General features: G+C 45.1%; 33 protein-coding genes and 1 pseudogene. 8 read left to right on the top strand and 26 right to left on the bottom strand.

Going from position 1 to position 24,101, the window contains the following annotated elements; all coding sequences use genetic code 11:
* Nucleotides 1-187: 187 nt before the first annotated feature.
* Nucleotides 188-2,326 (bottom strand): TonB-dependent hemoglobin/transferrin/lactoferrin family receptor, encoded by a 2,139-nt coding sequence (locus ACED59_RS12965; protein WP_017097922.1) that lies wholly within the window; start codon nt 2,324-2,326, stop codon nt 188-190.
* Nucleotides 2,327-2,550: 224 nt separating this feature from the next.
* Between ACED59_RS12965 and ACED59_RS12960 the strand changes: the two genes are divergently transcribed.
* Entirely contained in the window at nt 2,551-3,438 is an 888-nt protein-coding gene (locus ACED59_RS12960) for a LysR family transcriptional regulator (RefSeq protein ID WP_017097921.1), read from the top strand.
* Here the strand turns inward: ACED59_RS12960 and ACED59_RS12955 are convergent.
* Complete coding sequence (locus ACED59_RS12955; RefSeq protein ID WP_017097920.1) at nt 3,430-6,111, bottom strand: bifunctional acetate--CoA ligase family protein/GNAT family N-acetyltransferase; 2,682 nt, start codon at nt 6,109-6,111, stop codon at nt 3,430-3,432. The two genes, ACED59_RS12960 and ACED59_RS12955, sit on opposite strands and share 9 nt — an antisense overlap.
* A 216-nt stretch (nt 6,112-6,327) precedes the next feature.
* Between ACED59_RS12955 and ACED59_RS12950 the strand changes: the two genes are divergently transcribed.
* Together ACED59_RS12950 and ACED59_RS12945 are read left to right on the top strand one after the other, a co-directional pair.
* On the top strand, nt 6,328-6,891 hold the full coding sequence (locus ACED59_RS12950; protein ID WP_009845372.1) for an SPOR domain-containing protein: 564 nt from the start codon (nt 6,328-6,330) through the stop codon (nt 6,889-6,891).
* Between the two features lie 179 nt (nt 6,892-7,070).
* Nucleotides 7,071-8,066, top strand: a complete 996-nt coding sequence (locus ACED59_RS12945) for a D-alanine--D-alanine ligase (RefSeq protein ID WP_009845371.1) — start codon at nt 7,071-7,073, stop codon at nt 8,064-8,066.
* A 199-nt stretch (nt 8,067-8,265) separates the two neighbouring features.
* Here ACED59_RS12945 and ACED59_RS12940 read toward each other — a convergent pair whose 3' ends face one another.
* On the bottom strand, nt 8,266-9,234 hold the full coding sequence (locus ACED59_RS12940; protein ID WP_017097919.1) for a tyrosine-type recombinase/integrase: 969 nt from the start codon (nt 9,232-9,234) through the stop codon (nt 8,266-8,268).
* A gap of 100 nt (nt 9,235-9,334) precedes the next feature.
* Between ACED59_RS12940 and ACED59_RS12935 the strand changes: the two genes are divergently transcribed.
* The 4 genes from ACED59_RS12935 to ACED59_RS12920 all read left to right on the top strand — a co-directional run bounded on the left by ACED59_RS12935 (nt 9,335) and on the right by ACED59_RS12920 (nt 11,703).
* Nucleotides 9,335-9,706: a DUF3319 domain-containing protein gene (locus ACED59_RS12935; protein ID WP_029222765.1), complete on the top strand. Its 372-nt coding sequence runs from the start codon at nt 9,335-9,337 to the stop codon at nt 9,704-9,706.
* A gap of 4 nt (nt 9,707-9,710) precedes the next feature.
* A complete protein-coding gene (gene yciH / locus ACED59_RS12930) occupies nt 9,711-10,022 on the top strand; it encodes a stress response translation initiation inhibitor YciH (protein WP_009845368.1) in 312 nt (103 codons plus the stop codon).
* A 464-nt stretch (nt 10,023-10,486) separates the two neighbouring features.
* Complete coding sequence (locus ACED59_RS12925) at nt 10,487-10,909, top strand: DUF3653 domain-containing protein (protein WP_371704990.1); 423 nt, start codon at nt 10,487-10,489, stop codon at nt 10,907-10,909.
* 62 nt (nt 10,910-10,971) lie between these two features.
* Nucleotides 10,972-11,703 carry a hypothetical protein gene (locus ACED59_RS12920; protein ID WP_371704989.1) on the top strand — a complete coding sequence of 244 codons (732 nt, stop codon included), beginning with the start codon at nt 10,972-10,974 and terminating at the stop codon, nt 11,701-11,703.
* A gap of 69 nt (nt 11,704-11,772) precedes the next feature.
* Here ACED59_RS12920 and ACED59_RS12915 read toward each other — a convergent pair whose 3' ends face one another.
* From ACED59_RS12915 to ACED59_RS12820, 20 genes are all read right to left on the bottom strand, one after another.
* Nucleotides 11,773-12,438 (bottom strand): hypothetical protein, encoded by a 666-nt coding sequence (locus tag ACED59_RS12915; RefSeq protein ID WP_371704988.1) that lies wholly within the window; start codon nt 12,436-12,438, stop codon nt 11,773-11,775.
* 583 nt (nt 12,439-13,021) lie between these two features.
* Nucleotides 13,022-13,459, bottom strand: coding sequence for a hypothetical protein (locus ACED59_RS12910; protein WP_371704987.1), 438 nt, complete (start codon nt 13,457-13,459; stop codon nt 13,022-13,024).
* A 184-nt stretch (nt 13,460-13,643) separates the two neighbouring features.
* On the bottom strand, nt 13,644-13,880 hold the full coding sequence (locus tag ACED59_RS12905) for a hypothetical protein (protein WP_371704998.1): 237 nt from the start codon (nt 13,878-13,880) through the stop codon (nt 13,644-13,646).
* 323 nt (nt 13,881-14,203) lie between these two features.
* Nucleotides 14,204-14,326, bottom strand: a complete 123-nt coding sequence (locus ACED59_RS12900) for a hypothetical protein (protein WP_269461004.1) — start codon at nt 14,324-14,326, stop codon at nt 14,204-14,206.
* A complete protein-coding gene (locus tag ACED59_RS12895) occupies nt 14,280-14,477 on the bottom strand; it encodes a hypothetical protein (RefSeq protein ID WP_017083697.1) in 198 nt (65 codons plus the stop codon). Before ACED59_RS12895 ends, ACED59_RS12900 begins: the two co-directional genes overlap by 47 nt.
* Complete coding sequence (locus ACED59_RS12890; RefSeq protein WP_102533710.1) at nt 14,474-14,884, bottom strand: hypothetical protein; 411 nt, start codon at nt 14,882-14,884, stop codon at nt 14,474-14,476. The genes ACED59_RS12895 and ACED59_RS12890 overlap by 4 nt, the downstream gene beginning before the upstream one ends.
* Nucleotides 14,881-15,360, bottom strand: a complete 480-nt coding sequence (locus tag ACED59_RS12885; protein ID WP_371704986.1) for a M15 family metallopeptidase — start codon at nt 15,358-15,360, stop codon at nt 14,881-14,883. Before ACED59_RS12885 ends, ACED59_RS12890 begins: the two co-directional genes overlap by 4 nt.
* Complete coding sequence (locus ACED59_RS12880; RefSeq protein ID WP_371704985.1) at nt 15,357-15,800, bottom strand: hypothetical protein; 444 nt, start codon at nt 15,798-15,800, stop codon at nt 15,357-15,359. The genes ACED59_RS12885 and ACED59_RS12880 overlap by 4 nt, the downstream gene beginning before the upstream one ends.
* Entirely contained in the window at nt 15,797-16,696 is a 900-nt protein-coding gene (locus ACED59_RS12875) for a hypothetical protein (protein WP_371704984.1), read from the bottom strand. The genes ACED59_RS12880 and ACED59_RS12875 overlap by 4 nt, the downstream gene beginning before the upstream one ends.
* Nucleotides 16,693-17,490 carry a hypothetical protein gene (locus ACED59_RS12870; protein ID WP_371704983.1) on the bottom strand — a complete coding sequence of 266 codons (798 nt, stop codon included), beginning with the start codon at nt 17,488-17,490 and terminating at the stop codon, nt 16,693-16,695. The genes ACED59_RS12875 and ACED59_RS12870 overlap by 4 nt, the downstream gene beginning before the upstream one ends.
* Nucleotides 17,491-17,617: 127 nt before the next feature.
* The gene (locus ACED59_RS12865) at nt 17,618-17,824 is read right to left on the bottom strand and encodes a hypothetical protein (protein WP_016787082.1); all 207 of its coding nucleotides are present in this window, start codon (nt 17,822-17,824) and stop codon (nt 17,618-17,620) included.
* Between the two features lie 147 nt (nt 17,825-17,971).
* Entirely contained in the window at nt 17,972-18,241 is a 270-nt protein-coding gene (locus tag ACED59_RS12860) for a hypothetical protein (protein WP_017100412.1), read from the bottom strand.
* A 9-nt stretch (nt 18,242-18,250) separates the two neighbouring features.
* The gene (locus tag ACED59_RS12855) at nt 18,251-19,072 is read right to left on the bottom strand and encodes a major capsid protein P2 (RefSeq protein WP_017100413.1); all 822 of its coding nucleotides are present in this window, start codon (nt 19,070-19,072) and stop codon (nt 18,251-18,253) included.
* Between the two features lie 11 nt (nt 19,073-19,083).
* Complete coding sequence (locus ACED59_RS12850) at nt 19,084-19,215, bottom strand: hypothetical protein (RefSeq protein ID WP_016787086.1); 132 nt, start codon at nt 19,213-19,215, stop codon at nt 19,084-19,086.
* Nucleotides 19,216-19,320: 105 nt separating this feature from the next.
* A complete protein-coding gene (locus ACED59_RS12845; RefSeq protein WP_285955048.1) occupies nt 19,321-20,040 on the bottom strand; it encodes a hypothetical protein in 720 nt (239 codons plus the stop codon).
* The gene (locus ACED59_RS12840; RefSeq protein ID WP_231904644.1) at nt 20,009-20,497 is read right to left on the bottom strand and encodes a hypothetical protein; all 489 of its coding nucleotides are present in this window, start codon (nt 20,495-20,497) and stop codon (nt 20,009-20,011) included. The genes ACED59_RS12845 and ACED59_RS12840 overlap by 32 nt, the downstream gene beginning before the upstream one ends.
* The gene (locus ACED59_RS12835) at nt 20,487-20,954 is read right to left on the bottom strand and encodes a hypothetical protein (protein WP_371704982.1); all 468 of its coding nucleotides are present in this window, start codon (nt 20,952-20,954) and stop codon (nt 20,487-20,489) included. Before ACED59_RS12835 ends, ACED59_RS12840 begins: the two co-directional genes overlap by 11 nt.
* The gene (locus ACED59_RS12830) at nt 20,944-21,183 is read right to left on the bottom strand and encodes a hypothetical protein (RefSeq protein ID WP_017093602.1); all 240 of its coding nucleotides are present in this window, start codon (nt 21,181-21,183) and stop codon (nt 20,944-20,946) included. The genes ACED59_RS12835 and ACED59_RS12830 overlap by 11 nt, the downstream gene beginning before the upstream one ends.
* A gap of 528 nt (nt 21,184-21,711) precedes the next feature.
* Nucleotides 21,712-22,305, bottom strand: coding sequence for a hypothetical protein (locus ACED59_RS12825; RefSeq protein ID WP_371704981.1), 594 nt, complete (start codon nt 22,303-22,305; stop codon nt 21,712-21,714).
* A 16-nt stretch (nt 22,306-22,321) separates the two neighbouring features.
* Nucleotides 22,322-22,483 (bottom strand): hypothetical protein, encoded by a 162-nt coding sequence (locus ACED59_RS12820; RefSeq protein ID WP_017093600.1) that lies wholly within the window; start codon nt 22,481-22,483, stop codon nt 22,322-22,324.
* Nucleotides 22,484-22,612: 129 nt separating this feature from the next.
* Here ACED59_RS12820 and ACED59_RS12815 point away from each other — a divergent pair, with 129 nt between their 5' ends.
* On the top strand, nt 22,613-22,885 hold the full coding sequence (locus ACED59_RS12815; RefSeq protein WP_048666317.1) for a helix-turn-helix transcriptional regulator: 273 nt from the start codon (nt 22,613-22,615) through the stop codon (nt 22,883-22,885).
* 154 nt (nt 22,886-23,039) lie between these two features.
* Here ACED59_RS12815 and ACED59_RS12810 read toward each other — a convergent pair whose 3' ends face one another.
* From ACED59_RS12810 to ACED59_RS12800, 3 genes and pseudogenes are all read right to left on the bottom strand, one after another.
* The gene (locus tag ACED59_RS12810; protein ID WP_371704980.1) at nt 23,040-23,273 is read right to left on the bottom strand and encodes an RstC protein; all 234 of its coding nucleotides are present in this window, start codon (nt 23,271-23,273) and stop codon (nt 23,040-23,042) included.
* Between the two features lie 278 nt (nt 23,274-23,551).
* Nucleotides 23,552-23,833, bottom strand: coding sequence for a single-stranded DNA-binding protein (locus ACED59_RS12805; RefSeq protein ID WP_371704979.1), 282 nt, complete (start codon nt 23,831-23,833; stop codon nt 23,552-23,554).
* Nucleotides 23,834-23,842: 9 nt separating this feature from the next.
* Nucleotides 23,843-24,046, bottom strand: a pseudogene (locus tag ACED59_RS12800) (phage/plasmid replication protein); the annotation flags it as partial.
* Between the last annotated feature and the right edge of the window lie 55 nt (nt 24,047-24,101).

Here is a 24,101-nt window from a genome sequence, read left to right as displayed (position 1 = left end):
GAAATAATTTCACTTTACCCCTTTTTGATACAACTTTTAGTGAAATAACAAAAGCCAGCTTATCGTAAGCTGGCTTTTTAGTTTCTACAGTATTTTTTTGTATGGCTTTATTTTGGAACGACCTAGATCTTTAATGACCTAGGCCTTTAATAAACTTAGCTCAACAACGAACTAGATTTCTAACCAGTTAGAACTCGTAGTTTGCAGATATACCCCAGTTACGACCCGGTTGAGACTTAATATCGGTGTTGAACTTAGAATCGTGCCCACGGCCTGACATGTCATTGTACAGCCAATATTTTTTGTTTAATGCGTTGAATAGACCCGCTCGTAAGGTTAAATCCGTGACAGGGCGGTAATAAGCAGTCAAATCAACAACTGTGTATCCAGCCACGTTTACGTTGTCATCGGAGTTCCACTCATCTTTCGCAGCAACCATCTTAACATTTAAAGCTGAACCAAAAGTCTCGCGCTCGATTCCAAGACCTAGCGTACCCGTTAGTGGTGCTACAGAGTCAATGGATTTACCCGTAGATTTATCTTCACCATCAGCATAAGCGACCGCTAAACGAGTGTAGGTTCCAAATGGTGCGTCTAACAAAGTGTCTAGATTAATCGTTGAAGAAAGCTCTGCACCATAGATAGTTACTTTATCTAAGTTCTCTTTGGTGTATACGTCTTTACCGCCTTGTTTGCCCGTTTTCGTCTGGTTAATGAAATCAGAGTAATCAGTGTAGAAAGTGCTTAGTTCAAAGCGAGCATGTTCATTATTGCCACGAAGACCAAGCTCGTAAGAGATACTTCTTTCGGCTTTCAAGTTAGGGTTAGCTTCAATGATGGCACCTCGAGTATAGAAGTAGTAGAGGTCGTAAACTGAAGGTGCTTTAAACCCTTGCCCAACTTGACCAAATACCGATAGGTTATCATTGATGTGGTAAACTGAACCTAGCTTAGCTGTGACGGCGTCATCTTTATTCTTCTCATATTGAGTCTTGTAGCCTTCATCCGTTGATGGGTCAGCAACAAATGAGTCATAACGAAGACCGCCAGTTACAATCAACTTGTCTTCCATGAAAAATGCTTGGTCTTGAACAAACACACCCCATTGCGTTATTTCTGCATCAGGGATACCAGTGCTACCCGGTGTAACAGTGCCTCGGTCAAACTTATGGTCGTAGTTTTCGAGCTCAAAGTCATTCTTCAGGTATGTGAAACCATATGTGAATTCGTGATCCGCACCATCAATATTCACTAGCTTCGAAAGCTGTGTATCAACTTGCATGTTTACATCAGAAGCATCACGCTCACGAAGTCGACGTCCGTTGAAGCGAGTTGTATCGTAGTTTTTATTCAGAGTACTTGAGTCTTGGTAACTTAGAGACCAGTCTAAAGAGTCAGCAATTGAAGAGCTTAGCTTAAGCTGTTGTTCCAATGTTGCACGAAAACGTTTGTTGGTGTCTTTGTTGTAATTATCAGTATATACAAAGCCCGGCATAAGCTGATAGCCATTGTAGTTTAGCTCATCTTCATCATATTGACGTTGGTAATGCTCAACCGTAATACCAACCTTATTTGAATCTGATACATTGTAGAATGCTTTGGCTAGGATATTACTTAATTCCGTATCTGCTGGGTTCTCTGCACCACGATCTGGACCTTGAACTTCGCTTCCTGATGAATGAGTTTCTGTCTCGTGGCCTTGAGCGTATGTCGCCATAACGATCGTTTCTAACTTATCTTTACGCATCGCCCAAGAAACTGTGTTCTTGAACTGTTCATCTGCAGATGTATAGGTAGATTTGATGCCAAAACGGTTTTCATCCCCGTCAGTTCTAAGCATATCCTCTGGATTTTTAGTTCTTAGCAGTACTGCACCACCAATGGCATCTGAACCGTAAAGCGTAGAAGCAGGGCCTTTATTCACCTCTATGACACTTAATGTATCGACTTCGATCGCATTCGAATATTTACGTTGCTCAGAAGCGCCAGGGTTATATGGTGTAGGTTGTTGAACTCCATCTACCATAAGTTTAACGCGATCACCTTCAACACCGCGGATGTTAAAGCCTGAAATACCAAAACGGCCACCGCCTTGAGCTTCTACTCCTGGCGTGTATTGAAGAGCTTGCTTTATGTCGCTAGACATTTGATTATCTATGTCTTTTGCAGAGACAGACTCAATTGAGCTTGAAACGTCTTCTTTGTTTTGTTCGGTACGCGTTGCTGATACAACAACCTCGTCAAATAGGGCATAATCTTCAGCAAAGGCTGATGTTGATGAAAGCGCTAAAACGATTGAAGCAGAGAGTAGGGATTGCTTATACATCTGATAGTTACCTTAGTTCCATAATATCATCTTGATTTGCGAAAGATGATATTGGATCTAAATGATAATTACTATTATTTGCATTTAAATAATTTTCAATATTATCAACTAATTCATAATTAGCGTTATTAAACACATGTATTAAAAAGAGTTTTTCAGTTCCATTCACCATGTGAATGCTTCTCTTTTTGTGATTTAGATCTCACTTACAAAGTAGGAAAGTTATGCATAGCCTAATAACACTTGAAGCCTTACACATATTAGATGCCATTGATCGTCGTGGAAGCTTTGCGGCAGCGGCTAATGAAATGGACCGAGCACCTTCTTCATTGAGTTATCAAATCCAGAAGCTAGAACAAGACTTAGATATTATGATTTTTGATCGCTCAGGCCACCGTGCAAATTTCACGGAAGCGGGGCAGTTAATATTAGAGCAAGGAAGGATCATTCTTGGTGCCACTGAACAGCTCGTTAATGACGCGAGTATTCTTGCTAATGGCTGGGAGTTGGATTTAACGATTGCCTTTGATGGCATTATTCCGATTGCTAATTTCTTCCCATTAGTCGATGAACTCGGAAAAATAAGTAAAACTAGGGTTCGATTACAAGAAGAGATTCTAGCTGGATGTTGGGAATCTCTTTCAGACGGCCGAGCTGATTTATTGGTGTGCCCAAAGGTTGACACCATACCAAACGATATGAAAAGTGACATTATCGGTAAGATGGAAATGGTATGGGTTGCAGCATCGAATCACTATGTTCATAAGCGATCTGGTGATTTCGACCAAAAGGCGAGAGAAAGTTACAGGGTTATCGCAATTGCAGATACAGCGCGTGACCAACCTGCATTAAGCATCAATATTCTAGAAAAGCAGCCACGTTTAACCGTAACAAGCTTCCCAGCCAAGGTAGAGGCTCTAACTGCAGGGTTAGGGATCGGCACCTTACCGAATAGTGTAGCTAAACCTTTGATTGAATCTGGCGTTCTACAACAAATTTCGGGTACCGAACCACAGCCTATCGACATCGTAATGGCTTGGCGACGTAACAAAATGGGCGACGCCAAGTCTTGGTGTATTCAACACCTAAAAAAAACATGGGCGTTAAAGTAACGGCAACACCATATCTGCAGTGCCGTCTTCAAAACTGATATCTAGCTCGAAGCCCAGCTTCTGGGCTAGTGTCAGCATCCCTCGGTTGGTCGGCATCGTCATGCCCGACATCTGCTTGGTCTGCTTTGTACGACAGTAGTCAATAACCTTAGTCATCAAAATGAGGCCTAATCCGACACCTTTCAGATCGGAACGTATCAGAATAGCGAACTCTGCATCGGTGTTCTCTGGGTTAATCAACGCTCTCGATACGCCAATAATCGCGGGTACGCCTTGTTCCTTTCGAACGACCACAAATGCAATTTCTCTATCAAAGTCAATCTGAGTAAAGTTAGCCAACGCCTCATGATTGAATTCACCCACATCACTAAAGAAACGCTTGTAAAGGTCTTCTTTGGATACACGATGAATAAAATCAGCATGAAGCGGCTCGTCTTCAGGAAGGATCGGGCGTAACAACACCTCAGTGCCGTCCTTAAGTACGATATTCTCTTCCAATTCGACTGGATAAGGGCGAATCGCAAGACGTTCTTGAGGATCGCCTTGGTATGCTTTCAAGATGATATCGGCATCTAATATCGTGAACTTGTCACCATTGGCCAGTACTGGATGGATATCCAAATCATGTATTTCAGGGCAATCCACTACCATCTGAGATATACGCACCAACAATTCAGAGAGACCTTCAATATCAATCGGGTTAGGTAGTTTTTGCAGGCGAATCTTGCCACTTTTTATCGCCCGAATGATCAAGTAACGCGCCAGTGTCATATTGAGAGGTGGAAAGGCTGCAGCAGCGTCAATGGATTCATCCCATTCAGAACCTCCATGACCAAGTAAAATGATAGGACCAAAGGTTTCGTCCGTTGTCACTTTTACACGTAGCTCCTGCCCGCCGGCGAGTTTGGCCATTCCTTGAATTAACAAGCCATGAATATGCGCAGTAGGGAACGACAGTTGAGAGCGATCGAGAATCGCCTGAGCCGCATTGGCGACTTCATTGCTGTTTCTTAAATTAAGCATGACACCTTGCACGTCCGACTTGTGTGCAATGTCTGGCGAACGTAGTTTAACTGCGACTGGGTAACCAATCGTTTCAGCAATATGTACCGCTTCACTTGGATCAGAAGCTATCCAAGTTGGTAATACATCTAGGTTGAAGTGCTTGAAAAATTGGCTGTTTTGATGCGTATCAAGGCTGACTGTATCTTTATCCAGTAGTTGACGTTCTATCCAATTTTTTGCATCTGCTAGATCTTCAATATGGACTTTTTCTGCTGTGGTTGGCGTTTCCATTAACTGACGCTGGTTACGCCTGTACTCGACCAAGTGCATGAATGCGACCACTGAACTTTCAGGTGTTCGATAGGTTGGAAAACCCGCTTCGGTAAACAACTTTCGTGCTGGCTTTGCTGTTAGCTCGCCAGACCAATTCGTTAGAATGTTAAATCGCTTGTGGCGAGGATGCTTTTTAATGGCTTCAATAATTCGTTCAGCTGTTTTAGCTGAATGTGCGATCGCAGAAGGGCTGTGCATGATAAGAATCGCGTCCGCTTCATCACCATCTAACAAGATGTTTATCGTATCGATATAACGTTGCTCACCGGCGTCACCAACTATATCGATTGGATTACTCTGAGACCAACTCAATGGTAAAACCTTATTGAGTTTCTCTAGCGTATCTTCAGAAAACTCGGCAAGCTTACCACCACGGTCAAAAAGGGTATCCACCGCCATGATCGCAGGGCCGCCGCCGTTGGTCACAATAGCCAAGCGCTCTCCACGTAATGGCACTGAATGAGTCAGAGTCTCTACCGCTGCAAACAGTTCGTGTAAGTTCTTAACTCGCAACATGCCGCTGCGTCGGATCGCTGAGTCATAGATAATATCTAACGTATCGGCACCGCCAGTATGTAGCATTGCCGCCGCCCGGCCTTTAGCGGTTCGTCCGCCTTTTAACACTAGAATTCGTCTATTACGTGACGCAGCACGCGCAGCAGAGATAAAGCGCCTCGCATCTTTAATACTATCAACATAAAGCAATATTGCTTCGGTGTGAGAGTCGGTACTCAGATAATCCAACAGCTCTGAGAATTCTATGTCACTGCCATTACCTATCGAGATAAACGCCGAGAAGCCGATCTCTTTATCGTTCGCCCAATCTAGAATCGTTGTACACACTGCAGCGGATTGAGAAACAAAGGCTATTTTACCTGGCAGCGCCGTCACCGGAGAGAAAGAGGCATTCAAATTTAACCACGGAACAATAACTCCCAAGCTATTGGAACCAAGTACCCGAATATTGTTTGCTTTGGCGATTGCAATACATCTCTCATCAAATGTTCCACCGCTATTACTTTGCTGTTGCATGTCGGAGGAGAGCACAATAACGGAAGCGATGCCTTTCTCGGCCAACTCTTCAAAAATAGCCACATTGCGTGTCGCATTAGTGCACAAAATAGCAAGGTCAGGCACGATAGGCAGCGATAAGATGTTTTTGTAAGAGAGGACGCCCGCGACAGAATCGTATTTTGGTGTTACCGGCATCACCGCACCTTTAAAATCCCCGTGCAACAAATTGTTCATGACGATATATCCTGCGCGCGTTTCTTGTTGAGATGCACCAACAACAGCGATTGAACGGGGTTTAAGTAGGGGATCAAGATGATTCATAGACATATCCTAGCAATGCACGTAAGTTCATCGTAACTTACTTTTCATTCACGGGTTGATGGCAAATTCACCGAATTAAGATGAATAAGCAAACACTGCATAAAGTTTGTGAAATAGGTCACCCACTAATGGTGTATAATCTCAAAGTTAACTTGATTCTAAACCGACGTATCGGCATGATTTATAGTAATTATTATTAAGGATATAGAGCTTTCCATGAAAAAACTTGCAATTGTGACTTTGCCACTGCTCTTGGCTGCATGTGTATCTGACAACTACGTTACCAATGTAACGTCAGATAGCTATCAAGAAGAGTTCAAAACGGCTAAAGTTGAAGCTCCAGTTGTATCTCAATCTGAGCAGACTGCCGTTGTTGAAGAGAACGTGGTCAACGTTGTCAGAACCACACCTGTAGAACAAAAAATCACTCACACGACTAGAGCTAAGCCGGTTGCAACAATTACAGCTCCAACCAAGAAGCAACAAGACATGAACCAACGCTTTGGTTACACAGTTCAAGTTGTTGCTGTTGGCAGCCAAGCCAAAGTCGATTCTTTTGTAAAAATGCTACCAACCACTTCCCAGCCAATTTGGGAAAACTACAAAATGGTTAACGGCACGAAGTGGTTCACTGTACTTTACGGTGACTACGCGACACGCTTAGACGCTAAAAAGGCGATTTCATCTTTGCCGAGCAGTTTTCAAAACTTAAAGCCATTCGTTAAGAGCATTGATGATATCAAGAACTCTGAATACCCAACGCTTAACAAGTTAAACTAAGTTTTAAATCATAAAGAAGGAGCAAATGCTCCTTCTTTTGTTTTATGACGGTTAGTTTTGTTTAATAGTTAATCGCTCACTCCTTAGATGACGATTTTAGCATTCAAAACACTGTACCTATTTCGACTTTTGTTTATCATTGAAGTCAGTATTCCTAGTTTCAAGGACCGAATTTACCCATGAACACCACAAACATCCTTCTACTTTGCGGCGGTGGATCTTCAGAGCATGAAGTGTCGATCGTTTCAGCCAATTACCTTTTTGAACAACTTAATAGCGTTGCAGATTTTAACGTTGTGAGAGTTGAAATTAAAAACGAAGGCTGGTGTCTTGATTCTGGTGAGTTGGTTTATCTTGATATTAACGATCAAACCTTACGTGGCGACAACTTAGAATCAAAAGTCGATTTCATTGTTCCATGTATTCATGGTTTCCCGGGCGAAACAGGTGACATTCAATCACTGTTTGAAATGGCTAAGATTCCGTACCTAGGTTGTGGTTCTGAAGCAAGCAACAACAGCTTCAATAAAATCACATCAAAACTTTGGTACGACGCTCTGGGTATCCCAAATACGCCTTATCTGTTCTTATCCGACAACACTGAGCAAGCTCATGCACAGGCGACACAAGCCTTTGAAAGTTGGGGGAAAGTGTTCGTCAAAGCGGCTCGTCAGGGATCTTCCGTTGGCTGTTACCAAGTCAATCAAGCAGAAGAATTAAGTGAAGCAATCAACAAGGCATTTACCTTCTCTGATCAAGTGCTTATTGAGAAATCCGTGGTGCCAAGAGAGCTAGAAGTTGCCGCTTATGAAATTGATGGCGAACTACAGATAAGCAAGCCAGGCGAGGTGATTGCACCTAATGGCGCATTTTACTCTTACGAAGAGAAGTACAGTGCAGACAGCCACTCAATTACTGAAGTTGAAGCAACTAACTTAACCGATGAACAGCGTGAATTGATTGCAGACAGCGCCCGCAAGGTATTCACGCAGATGAAGCTTCGTCACTTGTCTCGTATCGATTTCTTCTTAACACAAGACAATGAGATCTACCTGAACGAGGTGAATACCTTCCCAGGTATGACGCCAATTTCCATGTTCCCAAAAATGGTTGAACATGACGGCCACAAATTCAGCCAGTTCTTAGAGAACTGCGTGAGAACAAGCATTTCTTAGTTCACCCAAAATATCTTAGCCGTTTTATATAACTCATTAGATAACAAATAGCGCCTTGAGCTTACCTGCCAAGGCGCTATTTGTTTTTAAGTCGGAAGTTTTTGGTTTGCAAAGTCAGTTGATTGACTAAGCAGTTTATTAACAATCTGCCTATAAAAAACCGTAGATAAACAAGCCGCCTCTTAACAAAGCCATCAGCTCATTGCCAAGGGATTAGTGCTTTAAACTTCATCTTCTCACTCTCAGAGGTACCCGAATAACCCACATATTGCGCAGGCATTGCAGGGCTGAGCCAACGACCAAAATCTTGGATTTCTCTCACCTTAAGGCCTTGTTTCGACAGTTCTTGTGCGGCACCTACACGAATAGAGTTCCCGGAGAAATGGTGGTTGTCAGCCAATTGAAGTAAGTCACTTGCTCTTCTCAATATTCTGTAGATCGACGAATCATCTAAAGGTTGCAGACTGATATTTTCATGTTTATCTATCGCACGAAATACAGGCAACTCGTCTTGTGTTCCAGTAAACGAAAACCAACGCTCAAGTGCGGCGCTTGCTACTCGCGATAGCCTATACACTAAATTTTTTATTGTAATCTGGTACTCATTCTCAACGCTCTCCACATTATCCATCGACAACGCCCTTAGTTCAGATCGCTTTAAAGCACACTCGAACATCACATTATAAATCGCGATATCTCTGATCTCTTTTAAGCTCGATTTCTCATGGGAAAGTAACGTGTTTAACTCCGTGAGGTGTGCGGATGTCATGGCATTGGTTTGTTTAGCGTCGCCAGCCATTCGAGATTGCAAGTGGAGCAGGGTAAAACGAACTTGCCTATGCTTGATTGGGTTAGCAAAGCTCAACACAGTATGCAACAAGCTAAGTGTTGCAGTGTAACGTTTCAAAGACGCAAATTTTCTTTCACTTGATTCAGTCTCAAGAAAACGCCGAACAGCAGTGATGGATGCTGGGAGTGTGTTGATACGATTTTTAGTACAGAACGAATGGTAGCGATTCCAATCACTGTAGATACCCAACAAGGAGTTTCGAGAGTACTGATATCCTGTTAACTCATCTATAATTTCAATTGTCGCGTGGCTGTTTAATTTTTCAACAAATGAATTAATTATCACAGAGTCCGATAAAATAGGGACTTTTTTTCTCAAATTACCGTACCTCAACAGGTGTTTTTGCCATATTATGCTTGATATCATTAGAAGTATACTTATGATTAACGTAATGAAAACAAAACGATGATCAATGGATATGGCAAATTCAGTTTACCGAGGCGTTCCTCTACAATCAGCGGATGCAAACAACACCGTTTGGCGTGCCAAGCTAAAAAACAACATTATTCAAGGCAATTTACCTGCTGTGAAAAAGAGTATTGATTGGTGGATTGATACTGCGACCCTTATTGACCCGAAAGAATTCACAGCGTTAAACAAGTCGAGGGCGTCTGGTGGTGGCTTAGCTGAAAACTTCCATGGTTACCAAATTAAAAATGATAGCGGTGAGCCTAACGCTTGGTATTGCATGTTTAACGGGCGCCTAATTAAAGGTGGCAAGATTGCAATCCAGCGTCATATAGAGGCTTTCTTACTCGCAAAACAAAAAGCAGCACAGCAAAAGAAGTAAAATTATGAGCCTAGTATATTCAACTGAAACAGGTCGTATTAAACCTGAAGAAGAGAAAGTCCAGCGCCCTAAAGGTGATGGTATTGTTCGAATCCAAAAAGAAACCAAAGGCCGTAAAGGCAAAGGCGTTTCTATCGTAACAGGCTTAGACCTAGATGACGCACCATTAAAACTCATGGCTGCGGAACTGAAAAAAGTATGTGGCTGTGGCGGCTCAGTAAAAGATGGCAACATCGAGATTCAAGGCGACGCTCGTGACAAGCTCAAAGCGCACCTTGAAAAGAAAGGCTACAAAGTTAAATTTGCTGGCGGTTAAGCTCTGACTAATGCCAGGGGTAAAATCGAAGATTATTATCACTGGTTATTAGGTATTTTATGGTAAATAGCCACTCTGGTTAAATACACAGTAGAATTCAGAGAGTACCGATACAACATAAAGGCAGGGCATCGCATAAATATACCTGCCTTATAAACACAGAAATCAATTTAACATAACGTACATAATACGCACCGATTGTACGTGAAATCTGAGGGGTTTCAGCACCTTAGTCCTTGCAGATTTTGCGTACACGCTCGTTATAGCTGCTTGAAATTCAAAATGTTTCCACATAAATACGATCATTAATTAGTTTTCGTCCTTCCATTTTCCGTTATACCTAGTTTTCGTCACTGTTCTTTTTTCCAATTTGACGATGGATTTCATCGAATTCACCGATGAAAATAGTGTTTTGTCATCGAAAAAATAATTAGACGGATGTTTGATAACTTGAAGGAGATCACATGCTCACGCCCCGTTTTGCCGATCTATTGAATCGCTACTTCGACGACATTCATGAAGCCGCCGCGTATTTTTACGTGCAACCGATCACGATCAAGCGTTGGCTATCTGGCGCGGTACCGGTCAATCCACTGGCCGAAAAATTGATGAACATTCACGCCCGTGGCTACTTACCGTTGGATCATCGCTGGAACGGATTTCGAATCAACGTTGACCGTGCGATCCTCATTACCCCCGAAGATCGGGAATTCAATCCCAAGGAATTGCTCAGTTTTGCGTACTGGCGTGACGAGCACCGGCAACTGGTTGAGCTCCACGGCAAAATTGAGTCCCCGAAATACTATCCAGCCAAGGAGCACCCCTTGCCATTTCGCGGCGGTCGACGTATGCCACCCAAGCCCTGGATCCCGGCCAAATTCAAATAACGGCGCCATTCAGAGCCAAAACCCTTGAGATAAGCTTCTTGACCTTAGGAACGTAGAACGTTATGACAACGATAATAGCTAGCCCGAACGTTTTCATCGCAGGCGACGCCATGTGGACCAGCCAAGTCAGCGGTTTGGAAGTCGACTGTGAGACGCGCAAACACGTTGTTTGTCTAGAACAAGTGATCTTTTTTTCGGGTGATGAGCACCCTATTATCCTCGCGCAAGCCGTACTTCTGGCTCTCATTTCTGACGAGGAATACATTCAGTTAGCCCAAGCGCTCGACGAACGCGATGAGATTGGCTTGATTGCGGTAACGGAAAACACCGGTGCGTTGATAGACATGCCCATCGGCAATAATGCGACCACCGGAGAGCTAATGTTTACGGGCTCTGGAGGCTTCCATGCGGCGACATTTTATCAAGATCTCGACAATCTATCTTGCCTGTTAACAAGAATAGATGCAGCGATGACGATGGCGTTCCACGTCGACGAGCAATCCGGTAACGGGATCCACAAGAAGGTGTGGCCTCAGCGCTACGACAACTTGTGTTATACTGACACCAGTTACCGAGAATACATCGGGGCTAAAATTGAAGAATATCATGAGTTCATCGCCGAATGGGCCTCAATGGAGGGAGACAATATGGCAACACAACTTCCCCGCTCTACAAACCGCACAGCGCCGGCACCAAACGCGCCCAAAGCGACCCCAGAGCGCATGAAAGAAATACTGGAAGCGTTGAGAAAAAAACAAAAGAAGCAGACTGAAAAACAAGAAGAAAACGCTTAAAAGAACGCTTTTTACACACTATGGTGGAACAGAAATGCCACGCGTTGCCTGTCACTCATAAACAGTTTGTTAGTTTTTGTCCATTTCTATGCGTGAACGTAGTTTTTTTACATCAGCGTCTAATTGGTTAAAGAAGTCTTCCATTTCTTGATATGTTTCAGATGCGAGCTTCTTGTAGACTTTTGATACTCGCTCTTGGGTAACATTGGAGTCATCCCCGTAACTATAACCTTCCGTCTTATCAGCTTCCTTAATATACTCAGCAGCGTTCATTCGAAGAAATGAGAACCTCTGCTCTAGTTCATTTGAGATATATAGTTGATTTTCAATAACTAAATCCCGTAATGATGAATAAATTGAATAGTATGCATTCCCCCAGTCTTCGACTTCTTCAGTAATGAAGTCTTCATGCATTTTTGTAGTATAGGCATTTTTTATTTTCAATAATTTGAGATAAGTTGACACTCTATTCTGAAAGAAACCTTGGTACACTTCCAAGGATATTCCATTAAACTCTTCTCTATTCTTTAGTTCCGCCGCAGCTTTAGTTTTAAAGCTAGAAAGTGCTAATTTTCCTTTAGATTTCAGCGTTAGCAACTCTGCATTATACTTTGCTGCAGTTCGCTTAGAAATTTGATCTAACCAAATCTTTCCTAAAAAATGAGCAAAGCCCATAACAATGACCGAAGCACCACCAAATGATGCTAATACGGAACCAATCAAATCCCAATACATATAAATATTTCCTTGAAAATAACGCCCGTTTAAGCAGATATAAACAGTTAGTTAAAATGTGTAGAACGGCGAGACTGAGCCAACTGTTTTAACTCTCTTGTTAGTGCAATGAGTCAACCTAGACACACTTAAGTTAATTCAATCCCAAAGAGCTAAGCGTTGCTAACATACACAAATTTATTGTTAGCTGATGAGTTCAATCTAGGCTCCTCACTAAAACACAAACCCAATGACTGCCAAGAAGAAAACATACCAAAAAACTCTGCCATTGAATTCTTGCAAATCCTCTGGCAACTTCCAAAATTGTATTACATCTCTTTTTATCAAATACTCAATCAGCGCCCAAAGCACTAACGCGCCAACGTAAATCCCCCACCCAAGTTTAGTCTCAGGACTCGGACACTCCCCCAAAATAGGACCAAGTACAAAACAGGTTAGAACCATTATAATTTTGATAATTGCGTACATAATTTCAAACTTTTGATTTCAGCCTAGTTAAGTCATTAGCACCGCCCCCTAAACCATTGCGCTATAAAAACTACATTCAACGCATAGTAAAAATGCCACGTGTTACGAATTAATCCTAAACGGTTCGATATATGGTTATTCCGGGCTCAGAGTTTGGCCCCAACTTACTGCTAAAAACGAACAGACAACTAACTAAAATACCTATCTCGAAAAGCTGACATAGAAAAGATGCTGTCTTAAACACCAGACCTGAATCCATCCAAGGCATCGCTATTTCAATTAGCACAGCGGCTAAAACCAAAGTATACCCAACTCGTTGATGCCATTTACCTAACACTCGCGAAAAGTGATGGAAAGCTAACAGATAAAACACCGAAAAAAAAGGCATTATAAACCAGGTGAGATACTCAAAAATTTCAATCAACGAGCTACTACCTTCGCCCAAAGTTGCCATTAGAATCGGGATAATAAAGTTGAGTAGCATGTAAAGAAACGGATATATAAGAATACCCAAGGCAAGATACCGAACTGATTTTTTAACTCCACTTTCCACTTGTGTTACCTTCTCTAGTTGGAGTGACGCATAACACCCAATTAAGTAGCTGACAACGCTACTAATACGTTCAAAATTACCACCAAAATCACTTAAACTGAACTGAGTTGAAAATCCCAAGCGTTGACAGTCTGCTTTAATTGCTTGTTGTTAGCTCTACGACTTAGACTGGACAAAACACAATTTATTGAAATTCATCGCCATGATTTTCTAATGTTTTAGTACCACACTCTAAACAAACTACATAGCGATCGATTAAATCTAGTGACGCTCCTGCTGGACTAGCCATCCCACCAAAAAAACCCGCAATAAATTCCTTAAACTTTTCTTTCTTACTATTGCCATATTTGGACGGTTTTTGCTTAATCAATTCTTTATGTTCTGTTTTTTGACCACATTTGTCGCAATACCTAGCACTCATTTTAACCTCAATTGTTGTTTTATAAATCCTGAGAATAATATCGAAGTAGCTGCGCATATGAATGAGAAGTGAATCACACATATGAACCAATACGCCCATTTAATAAGTAGAACTAACGCTTATTAGATAGAAAATTCTGCATTTAAAAACAGAGTTTTTCTGTCTAGTCTGATTTATGGGAAGAGATTATAATCATCAATCCTAGTTATAACAGTGATTTAAATCATTAACTGTGAAACTGGATGACTAAAGTGCAGATTGTTGTCTTAAGAAATACAGGAAGGGCCACTTCCCTAAGGAAATGGCCCTTTTCTTGATATGATTTATCGACGTTTCTTGTAGCGTTTTCGTGTGGTGTTCGCCCTAACCACGCGCCCGTTCTTGATCGTGTAACCTTTCTTAAGTTGGCCGTTTGGTCGGCGGCCTTTGCACTTGTGTCCTTTCATTCGGTATCTCCAGTTTTCGTATCCGTTGCTCTTGGTCTTGCTGCACTCGCTTTATCCAGTTGATGTCTGTTTTCAAAGCCGCAATCGTGCCAAGGCTTGAGACACAGCCAGTTATCAGCGCGATGACCAGTGTGTCGACAAATTCCATCATTTTCCCTTCCAGCGCGAGACATAAAACTCGAGAAGATAACGCACCATCGCGCGCATCCCAAGCGTATCAACTACAACCGCACCCACCACAAACCAATACGGATTCGGGATGCCCTGCAGCGCCTCAAAGCCTTGCTCAACATAGGGCGCGTAATTGGGGATAAACGAAAGGATAAGCGGCACAAACACCACCAAGAGAATGAACTCATCTTTGAATCCCCGCTCTCGAATGCTGACTTCATCGAGGCTACTGGCCTGCTCTTCGCCGCTTTGAAGTCGACGCACCCTCGCCTGATGCTTCTCGCTCTCAAGTTCGTCTTTGCGCTTAAGCGCTTCGGCTCGGTTTTGATTGTGTTGCTTATAGGCAGACACACCACCGGTCACGAGATTAACAAGCGCGCCAATCATGTGTACACCCGACGACTTAATTCAATGTGCGGACCGTCTTTAAGGCTCTTCCAGTCACCACCCCAAACAATGGCGACATTCAGCTCTCGCGCCGCTTGTTTAAAGGCTTTACTGATGGCGTCGTAGTACTTAAAGTCCCACGTCACCTTGTTGTTCTCATCGTAAGCCACGAAATCGATCGCATGGCCAGATTGGTGCCGGCTGAGACGTTTAGCCCCATCGAGCTGGCTCAAGCCCTCCTGATAGAGTTGGTATTGGCGTTTCGCCGTACGTAGGCCTTCTGTGATGCCAAAATCATACGGTGACAGCTCTAACGCTCGGCGCACGACTTTCTTTAAGTCGCCATGCACACCCAACATGCGGGTTTCGCTTCGAGCGGATAATACAAAGCCGCTGACGGTCTCATCGATAGTTTTCTTATTCATGAGGTACACTCCGGCCAGTAAACCACTGGCAAGTAACACTAGCCATCTCATTCGTCCTCCGATTTCACAAGGAGTCTCGAATGCAGCGTAACGCTGGCATCAATGTTGGAGACGGTTATCTCAAGCTTGGTCGCAGCTTTCGGTTTGATAAGAAATATTGGATAGCTATAAAAGAAATTCAAAGCAAAATACAGATGCAGTACACGAGAGGACACCCTCGTATTATTGGCTGCGGTAAATTGAATATGAACGATACCTGCTCTTGCCGGAAGTAAGGGCGGCCCACTGCGGCGCTGATTGTGCGGTGTTGCTTGCGCTTGCAAAAAGCGCTCAATACTCAAGTCTAACAATTCGACCTGGTTGGAAAGTGGGAACGTCGCCTTTCGATTTGAGCCGACAATGAATTTTATCTGATTGTCGTGTTTCGCTTCCACGTTCAACACGCCATCATTAGCGCTGACAATCTCAGGATTGGTTAATGACAGCATCATAGCGCTTCTCCTAATCGAACGACGTCATTCGAAGCCCCTTTCAGCGTCACCGCTTGATTGGTGTTGAGCATCAAATGCCCACCCGGGCGTAACTCCAAAAACCCTTGCACCATGACCGACGCTTTGTTGGTCGAAGCGGCTTGTAAAATGAGCGCCTTTCTCGCGGTTTTGCTGCGAATGGTCTGTGTTCGCCCCGTCAATGACAGAGTTCCATTGCCGATTTGGGCGAACGTCACCCGCTCCGGATCCGACGTCACTTTCAATTCGGTGTTGGTGATGGTCGCTTGCACGTCCAGTGACGCATTCCCAACCTCGACATTCACCGGTTTTTGAATACGTTCAACGGTCAACGGCTGTGTGATTTGGTCGACCGTCACCGGCTCGGCCACTCGATTGACATTAACCGGTGTTTGAACCTCACTAATCTTGGTAGGTGTTTGTATTTCTGAGACTTTAACTGGAGTGACAATGTCACTAACCTTAACCGCTTCTTGTACTTTTTGAACCGATACTGGCGTTTCAATCTGTGCCACACTCACTGGCGCTTGCACTTCACTCACCTGCACGGGATCCTGCACTTTTCTCACGTCCACCGGTTTTTCAATTTCACTGACCAACAGCGCGTTATTGACGCTGATTTTCTGCGCCTTGGTCATTATGAGTAAATCTGATACTTGGTATTCAAACGTCACCGCCACTGACTGATGATTGTTCAGCTCGAGCTTGTCAAAGGCGGACACATCAACGGTGTCACCACCAAAGATCTCAACTGGACGCATGGTATCGCCCTGCAGCAGTAACGAGTGCGTGGTATCACGCAAGATAAGGTACTTTCCGGATTGACCGGCGTTAAACGTCAGCGTTTGGCTGGGCTCGAGTGTGTGGGTCTGTTTCATGATGCGCGCCTTGTCATGACCACCCCAATGGTGACCATCGTGCCGATGATCCCAAGGATGAGGGATAATTTTTTCAACGTGGAATTGTCGGATTCATTGCTGCCCGTTTGCTCTCGCGCTTTCGCGTTGTTGGCTAAGGCAATCGCCGCTTTGGTGGTTTCGGTTTGTTGACCGGCCATCGATTTGATCGAATCAATGGCGTATTGACTGACTTCGGATTGCTCTTCTAGGGCTGACGTCCCAAAGCCAAAGGCTTCATCGACGGTGTTATCGACCACACGCAACGAGTTATCGACCATGTTCAAGGAATCTCCGACCACCGATTGATTGACTCTTAACGCTTGGGTACCAAAATCAAACGCTTCTTCGGCGGTACGTCCCGCAATGGCCATCGCGCCATGATCGGTCATGGTCAAATTGATGTCCGAGTCACTGACGCCCGACAGCATCACACCGGTATTGTCGCCACCGACCGCCGCACTGCTGCTGGTGTTTGTGGTCGTCGTGGTGTTGCTTTGACGACTTTTCGAAGAACTTCTTCCACCCATATCCGCTAACCTTATTTGTAAAACCCGTTCATCGCCGTGGCGTTCAATTTCCTGAACCGGTAACTTCAATCGTCTTGCAATGAATCGCTTGGCACCCTCACGATAAAAATGCGCTCGCACCGAATCAAAGCCATGCTGTTTCGCATGCTCGACGGCGGCCAATGTGCCGGTGGCCATGTCGCCCGCTAACCCCACCACAACCAGCTCTTTGGTGTGGTTTTTCAGCCTTTCACCACGCAACAACATGACAGTGTCACTTATTTGATACGTTGCCTCTAAGCCTTTTGTGACTTGGGTTTGTGCGTGTTGGTAATAGTCTCTCAGTGCTGGTTTTAGCCGTTGATGGACGTGCGCCCACTTTGCTGGCTGTAAGCTATCGTTTAGATAACGCATACAAGGCAAACAGCGCCATCAACACAATGAACCACCACGGCATACCGCGTTGCTCACCGAGGCTGATGTGCCCGCCTTCAAACCCACTGTTATTCGTGGTGTTACCCGAGGTGCCGGACGTAGCGGGTCCTGCTGCGCCCCCTTGAAGGCCACCGCCACCGGTTAATGATGTCAATGATCCAAGCATCAGCGCCCTCCTTTGAGCCACATCAGTGACCCGACCAACAGCACCACAAGCAACACTTTATTGAGTCCTTTGCCGGCACTCAGCCCAAACAGGCTGCCGACCCCAAATCCACCCAATCCCCAAAACAGTAACGGCATCACCGTCTCCTTATCGTCGAAACGCCAGCGCGCCCAATATCAAGACCAGCAGCACACCAACCCCACCTCCGACGTACAACATCGTGTTGTCTTTCTGAGGTTGAGCTTGCGGCGTGGTCACCGTATTCCCCTTGTTATCCACTTGAGGATGATTGGGTTGCTGCGTCTTATCAGGGTTCGTGGATTGGTCATGAGTGGGAAACAGCCAGTCGGCGTTTTCCCCGACCGAATCCAATGCGCCCGCGCCAAACTCCAACAGATCATCAAAAAAAGCGTTCATTGGCGCTCCTTAGGCCGCGCCGCTCTGCAACATTTCCGGTCGCGTGACTTTCACTGACTCCACCAAGATCGGGATTGAGCCTGGGACATCGGTGGTGGTCACGGAGAATTTCAAGTTGGAGCTGTGCTGCGTCGGAAACAGTTCGTCAATGGAGAACCCACGAACAATCGGGTCAAAATGAAAATAACCGTCTTGTGGCGTGCGCTCATTGCGTTTCGCATTGGCTTCTGAAATGAAGGTGTTGGCTTCGTACTCTTTGACAAAGTCGCGCTCAATTTCCAATTTGCTGATCTTATCGTGCATGAAATGCATGCGACGAATGCTGATGAGCGGACTCGTCACCAAGTTGGTGAACTCGTTCTCGCCCTGTGCATTGGCTGGCATGGTTTCGCGTTTGATCATCGGCACCAAGACACGCATCGCTTGAGAGTTGCTCACCCACGCATGCACTTGGATAGACAGTGGCGTCGCGTTGGCCGCCTTGCCTTTGAATTGAATATCGAGGTGAATATTGTCACCCAGTTCGGTGACCAAACCGGTGTAACGCACCCCATTTTTGGTGCGCGCCACGATGTCACTGAATGGGATCACAAAATGCCCCGCCGTGGCGTCTCGCTGCTTATAGCGCTCAAGCATCACGAGCTCTTCACCGGTTAAGACGTAAATCTCTTCGGCGTTAAGCGTTATCGCAATGCGCTGCATGTCCGCGGCGCTGGCGTTGGTTTCCAGTACCAACTCGTGGTACGTCGGGCCATTAGGGATAGGCAATGTGCCTTTTTGTCCCCACGACGCGCCAACCATTGAGTTCAATTTGATTGGTTTGACTGACATCGTATTCCCCTCTAAAACCAGCCCGAGCGACCCAACAACTTATCGAGGCCACCGACTTTATTATTCACGGCAAAGACGATCGCACCCGTCGTTACCGCGGCAATTCCGGCGACAATCGCCACATTTTTCACGTTCAATCTCATGGGAGTTCCTTTAGAGTGATTGATACTGATAACGTGGTGTATAGAGATGAAAATGACCAGTGCCTTTAACCTGTTAGGTTAAAAGTTAAACCTATTAGGTTACCGTCATCGTTTGGGGTAGATTTTTCCTTGCTCCCACTTGCCTAATCCCGGCGATTTTAAGATGTAATCTGCGAACTTTTTACGCCCTAAATGCTCCCTATCAACGCAGCTTTGCAGCCCCAGAATGGCCTCTATGGGAATATCAAAATAGTCCGCAATGTACTTCGCATTGCGCCGTGAGCTGACCGCGCCGACGTACACATATTTGGATTCATCGAGCACCGTCTTGGGGACTTCTTGTCCGCGCTGAAACGTGGCGTGCATCACCAAGCCAAAGCCGCGGCCACCCGTCCAGAGTTCGCCGGCTAACCCATCGAGCTTTGACGGTGTATTGGTGAACTTGGCCAACTCTTCAATCACACAGTGGAGCTTTTTCGGATGATGGCCATCGCCCAATGACCAGACCATGTTGGCAAACAACTCGAGGTTTTCTCGGGTTCGCTCTTGCTCAACCAGAGCCAACCGAAACGCGGCCTTTTTCTTTCGGGCAAACCACGCCTTGTGGTAGAACTCATCAAAGCTGTGGCACGCTTGCACACGGCCGCCTTTGAGCGGCGCCTCGATGTGTTCGCTGTACGGATCGAACATCACCACTTGAGACGAACGCTCAATGAAATTGAGCTGACGAATGGCGGTGGTTTTGCAGCTGCCCGTGGTGCCCATGTAACAAACGTGCTCCGCATTGTGGGCGTTATTCTTGTTCACTGGATTGGGGAGCTTCACTGTCCACCTCCTGCGGCGTCTCGGGCTCAGTTGTCTCCTGAGCCTGTTTAAGTTGGCGCACTTGTTTGGCGCAACCCCCAATCAAGGTCATCGAGGCCATGGCAAACACAAACTCGCCTTGATACTGGCCGAACCATTTCAAACCGGCGGGTCCGTACTTCTGCAGCATGGGTGATGCGGCGTCTAACCACTGGTTACCGGCTCGGGTGTCGATTTCAAACGGCACATCAAACACACTGCCGACGGTCATCTCCACAACACCTAAGCCGTAAGAGAGCATCATGCGCGCATCTTCTTCCCCGAAACCCAATGGCTCCGGCGAAGCGTCTTGAGTCTCTGACGGCTCGGCCTCGTCGTGCTCTCGGGCTTCACGTAAGGTTTCTACCGCTTCAACGGCTTGTTGATCACGTTCATCCAGTTCGTTCTCCACGGGCGTGAATGGGGCTTCATTGCTCATGCGTGACTCCTTTTTTCTTCGTTAAACCAAACCACAACAACGCACAGGTGCTTAACAGCAACAAGAATGACCAGCCTAATCGGGTAGTAACCGGCGCGGGTTGGTTATCTTTGGGTTTGTCGGGATTGCTTGAGCCCTTATCGGGCTTGGTTTCGTTCGATTTTGGGGGCTTAGTTGGGTGAGGCTTCTCATTGATACTGTTTTTATAACCAGTGGTCGCTTTATCTGGACTCGATACCATGTGGTTGTGTAACCAATCTTGAAACGGTTTACCCGCGCTTTGGTTGGTTTTGCAACTGGGGCAAATGGTATAGAGCTGACCGAGGCGGCGCTTATTTTTAGGCGGCTCACCGCCTTCGATGAGCTTATGCTCGCCAACGGCGTGCACGGTGCAGATCTCATCACAGCCATGCGTTGGGCACGCGATGTAACCTTTGACGGGATTCTTACTGGCCATGCTTGGCCTCCAGTTCGCTCAAACGAAGATGGAAATTGTTCATGAGGGATTTCAGCAAGTGGATGGTCGTCGCCACCTGTTGGCTGGCTTCTTCGGCCGCTTGGATCGCGACAAGGGGTTTCTTAAAGGTGGGAACGGTGCTCCAGTCTGGCGCCGCTTGGGTCAGCGTTTGTTCAACGAGCTCAAGCTCGCTGACCAATTGTTGGTAGCGCTGTTGATGCATTGTCATTGTGTTGTCCTCTGTCTCTCGACGTTGGTGTGTCCCTGTCTCTCGACGTTAACTAATAGATTATAACAATTAAAATGTAAAACTTAATAGGTTTAAGTAATTAAAATGTGCACTTCGATTTCGCCTTGGCTTTCCTAACAGGCCGTCGCGAAGCGACTCACTGGCCGTTGCTGTGCCAGCATTTTCGGTGTTTATCGCCATGCTACAACACCTCTCGCGCCTCTAGGCTCCAGCTCGCTGGCGGGCTCGATGAGCCGCTTCCTTATAAGTTATCCCCGTTTTTCACGGGGTAACAGTAACTCTCCCTTACATCTATCTTTAGATAGATCATTAGTCTTTAGACTATGCGTTGTGATCTCAAAGACTGAATTCATGGAGTAGTTAACGCCATAAAACACCGGTTAATGAAACGGTTATCCACAACGGCATGGTTGCCGCGTTGAATCGATGAAATTTGATAGGAATAGAGACGAAAAACCCCGAAAAATCGGGATTCAGGCGGATCGAGGGACAGTTTGAGCTTTGATCTTAAGGCACAGGGCTGTAATGACGTTGAGTGCTACGACGGGCAAACTTACGCAGTAACGTGATCGGTGTGAGGAGGTAACGGATGTGTACGCCAGTTGAGGCGGCCATTTTCTTGAGGTTCTTAGTCGCAGCCTGTTTGGCATTCGCGTAGGCCACGTTTAAACCGAGATCGCGAAAATACTTGTCGGTGATGCGCTTGATGGACGCCAAGCCGTACCAATCGCCATTGATGTTCTCTCGTGGCTGCTTTGAAGTGATCCAACCTCGGTCTTTCGCGTAACTCACGCACTGTTTGACGCGCCATTCCGGCAAGCCCGTCCCTTTGGCCACATTCGCCCACGTACGCAACAAGAACCCTTTTGCCGTCACCACGCCCACTTTGCTGGTACGAAACTCGAGCTCACTCACCAAGTAGTCCATCACTCGGCCAATATCGGTTAAGTATTGGCGTTGTGTCGATTTGCCCGAGCGTGACAACAGGTAGTCATATTGTGAGGGGTTCTCGAGTAACTTTCTCCAGCGATCACGATTGAGCGCGGCCAATGGCCGCGCACTTCGTTTGTGTGGGGAACGTTGATGCTGATTCGTCTTCATCACTCTTTGACGCGCTTTAGGGTCTGTTGTTATGGTTTTTGAACAACGGTTTTTGACGTTCAACGATTTGTCTCAGCGATACAATCACCAATCTGACACTCGACGTTAGCTTGCCTTGTTTGGCCGCTTGCTCAGCTGCCGCTAATGTCTCATCCAGTTTCGATTCTTGGTTATTCATCCCGCCTCCAAACATTGATATCTCTGCTCTACCTCACCCTATATGACTTTTCTAATACGGGAAATGCGTATCGGGGATGGTAATTCGACGGATTCTATCTTTTAATCGTTTGAAAGGACGTGGATGAACATGCAAGTTATCAACTATACAAATGCGCTTTTGAATCGAGTTAAAGCCAAGTACGAACTGACCTCAGAGTACCAACTGGCGAAGAAACTCAAGGTTAGCGAGAAGAGGCTCTACAACTGGAGAAGAGGACTATCCGGTATGGATTGGGACGTGGCGTTCCACATCGCTGATATCTTGGGTGAAAGTGATCAAAATGTCGTGTTTGGCTTGCTGCCTAACAAACAGAAAAATAGAAGAGTAATCAAGGTTTTAAGAGATAACGCACCCGATTAAAAAGGTGCGTTTTTACTTTAACCCCACGTACATAATACGCACTGTTAGCTTTTAGAAAGCCAAACAATACAAACTTCGTTTGTTGCTCCTTTATGCTCTACAAGCAAGCTTATAGCAGCAGAAAGCGAGCTTAACCATAAAACCATAATACGCACTAAGGCGTAAGTTCTTTCTGGGGGCTGTCTAGCTGCTCTTGAGCCTGAATCTGTGGGTAGATTCGCATAAAGCTGACCATTCCCTGTAACTCTTCAATCTGGTCATTAATATGATCATGCAAATTGTAAGCTATCTCTTTGGGACAATCTCCAGTACCAAGGAAGATTGAAATATTAGAGATTTCATTAAGCTTAGATTCTAAGTCTGATAGCGTGTATTCTTTAACTGTCATAATCAACTCCGTTTCAGTTGGTTGTGGTTAAAGCCCGTAGCTGTCTCATCAGTTACGGGCTTTGTTTTAATCAGTAATAATTGGCTCTTCTTCCGTTAGCGTTCGTAACGATGATTGGCAATTAGGACACTCAATCTTAGATAAGAATCCACTAATATAGACTTCCTCATCCCAGAATAATTTATAGCAAGACGTACATTGATATTTAGGGTCATCTTCACGGCTCACCATCATAAATCCACCCTTATAGAGAATGGTACGCTTAGGTAAATTCCAAATCATAAATCCAGCTCCAGAGGTGTGATGATTTTGCCGTACTTCTTTAGCTCCACAGTGCCAAAGTTATTAACGATATAAGAAGAGCTATGAAAGGTATAAAATCCGGCTTCATAAGGTGGTTGACCTTCTTCCAGTTGAACCTTCGTAAGTGTTGGGAAGCGACCTTGTAGATGTGCATAAGCATCTTGTTCGTAAATCGTACGTGGTGGCTTACCGTCTTTCCCTGGCATGGTTCTAGGTGTGACCTTTACGTCTTCTTTGAATACTTCGATTTTTAACATTGTGATTTCCTATGCGTAAGCTTTGAAAGGTAAAATATTGGTTTCGGCTACAACTGGCATTTTGTACCAAGGCGGAATTTCGAGTGGCTGGACTTCGATAATTTCAGAGCGTTTAAGTGTTGGACACATACGGCTAACATCGAATTGTTGACCGATATCGATACCAATCGCTTTTAGACGTGCTTTGTGAACATAAAAATTGGATAGAGAAAGAATGATCTGCTCCAGTAAGACTGGACACCGCATTAAGCGACATATTGTTTTTCAA

Origin of the sequence: Vibrio sp. FF266, assembly GCF_041439695.1 — a bacterium.
In the GTDB taxonomy this organism is placed as follows: domain Bacteria; phylum Pseudomonadota; class Gammaproteobacteria; order Enterobacterales; family Vibrionaceae; genus Vibrio; species Vibrio tasmaniensis_A.
Note: the sequence above shows the minus strand (reverse complement) of the source record. Positions and strands in the feature narration are given on the sequence as shown.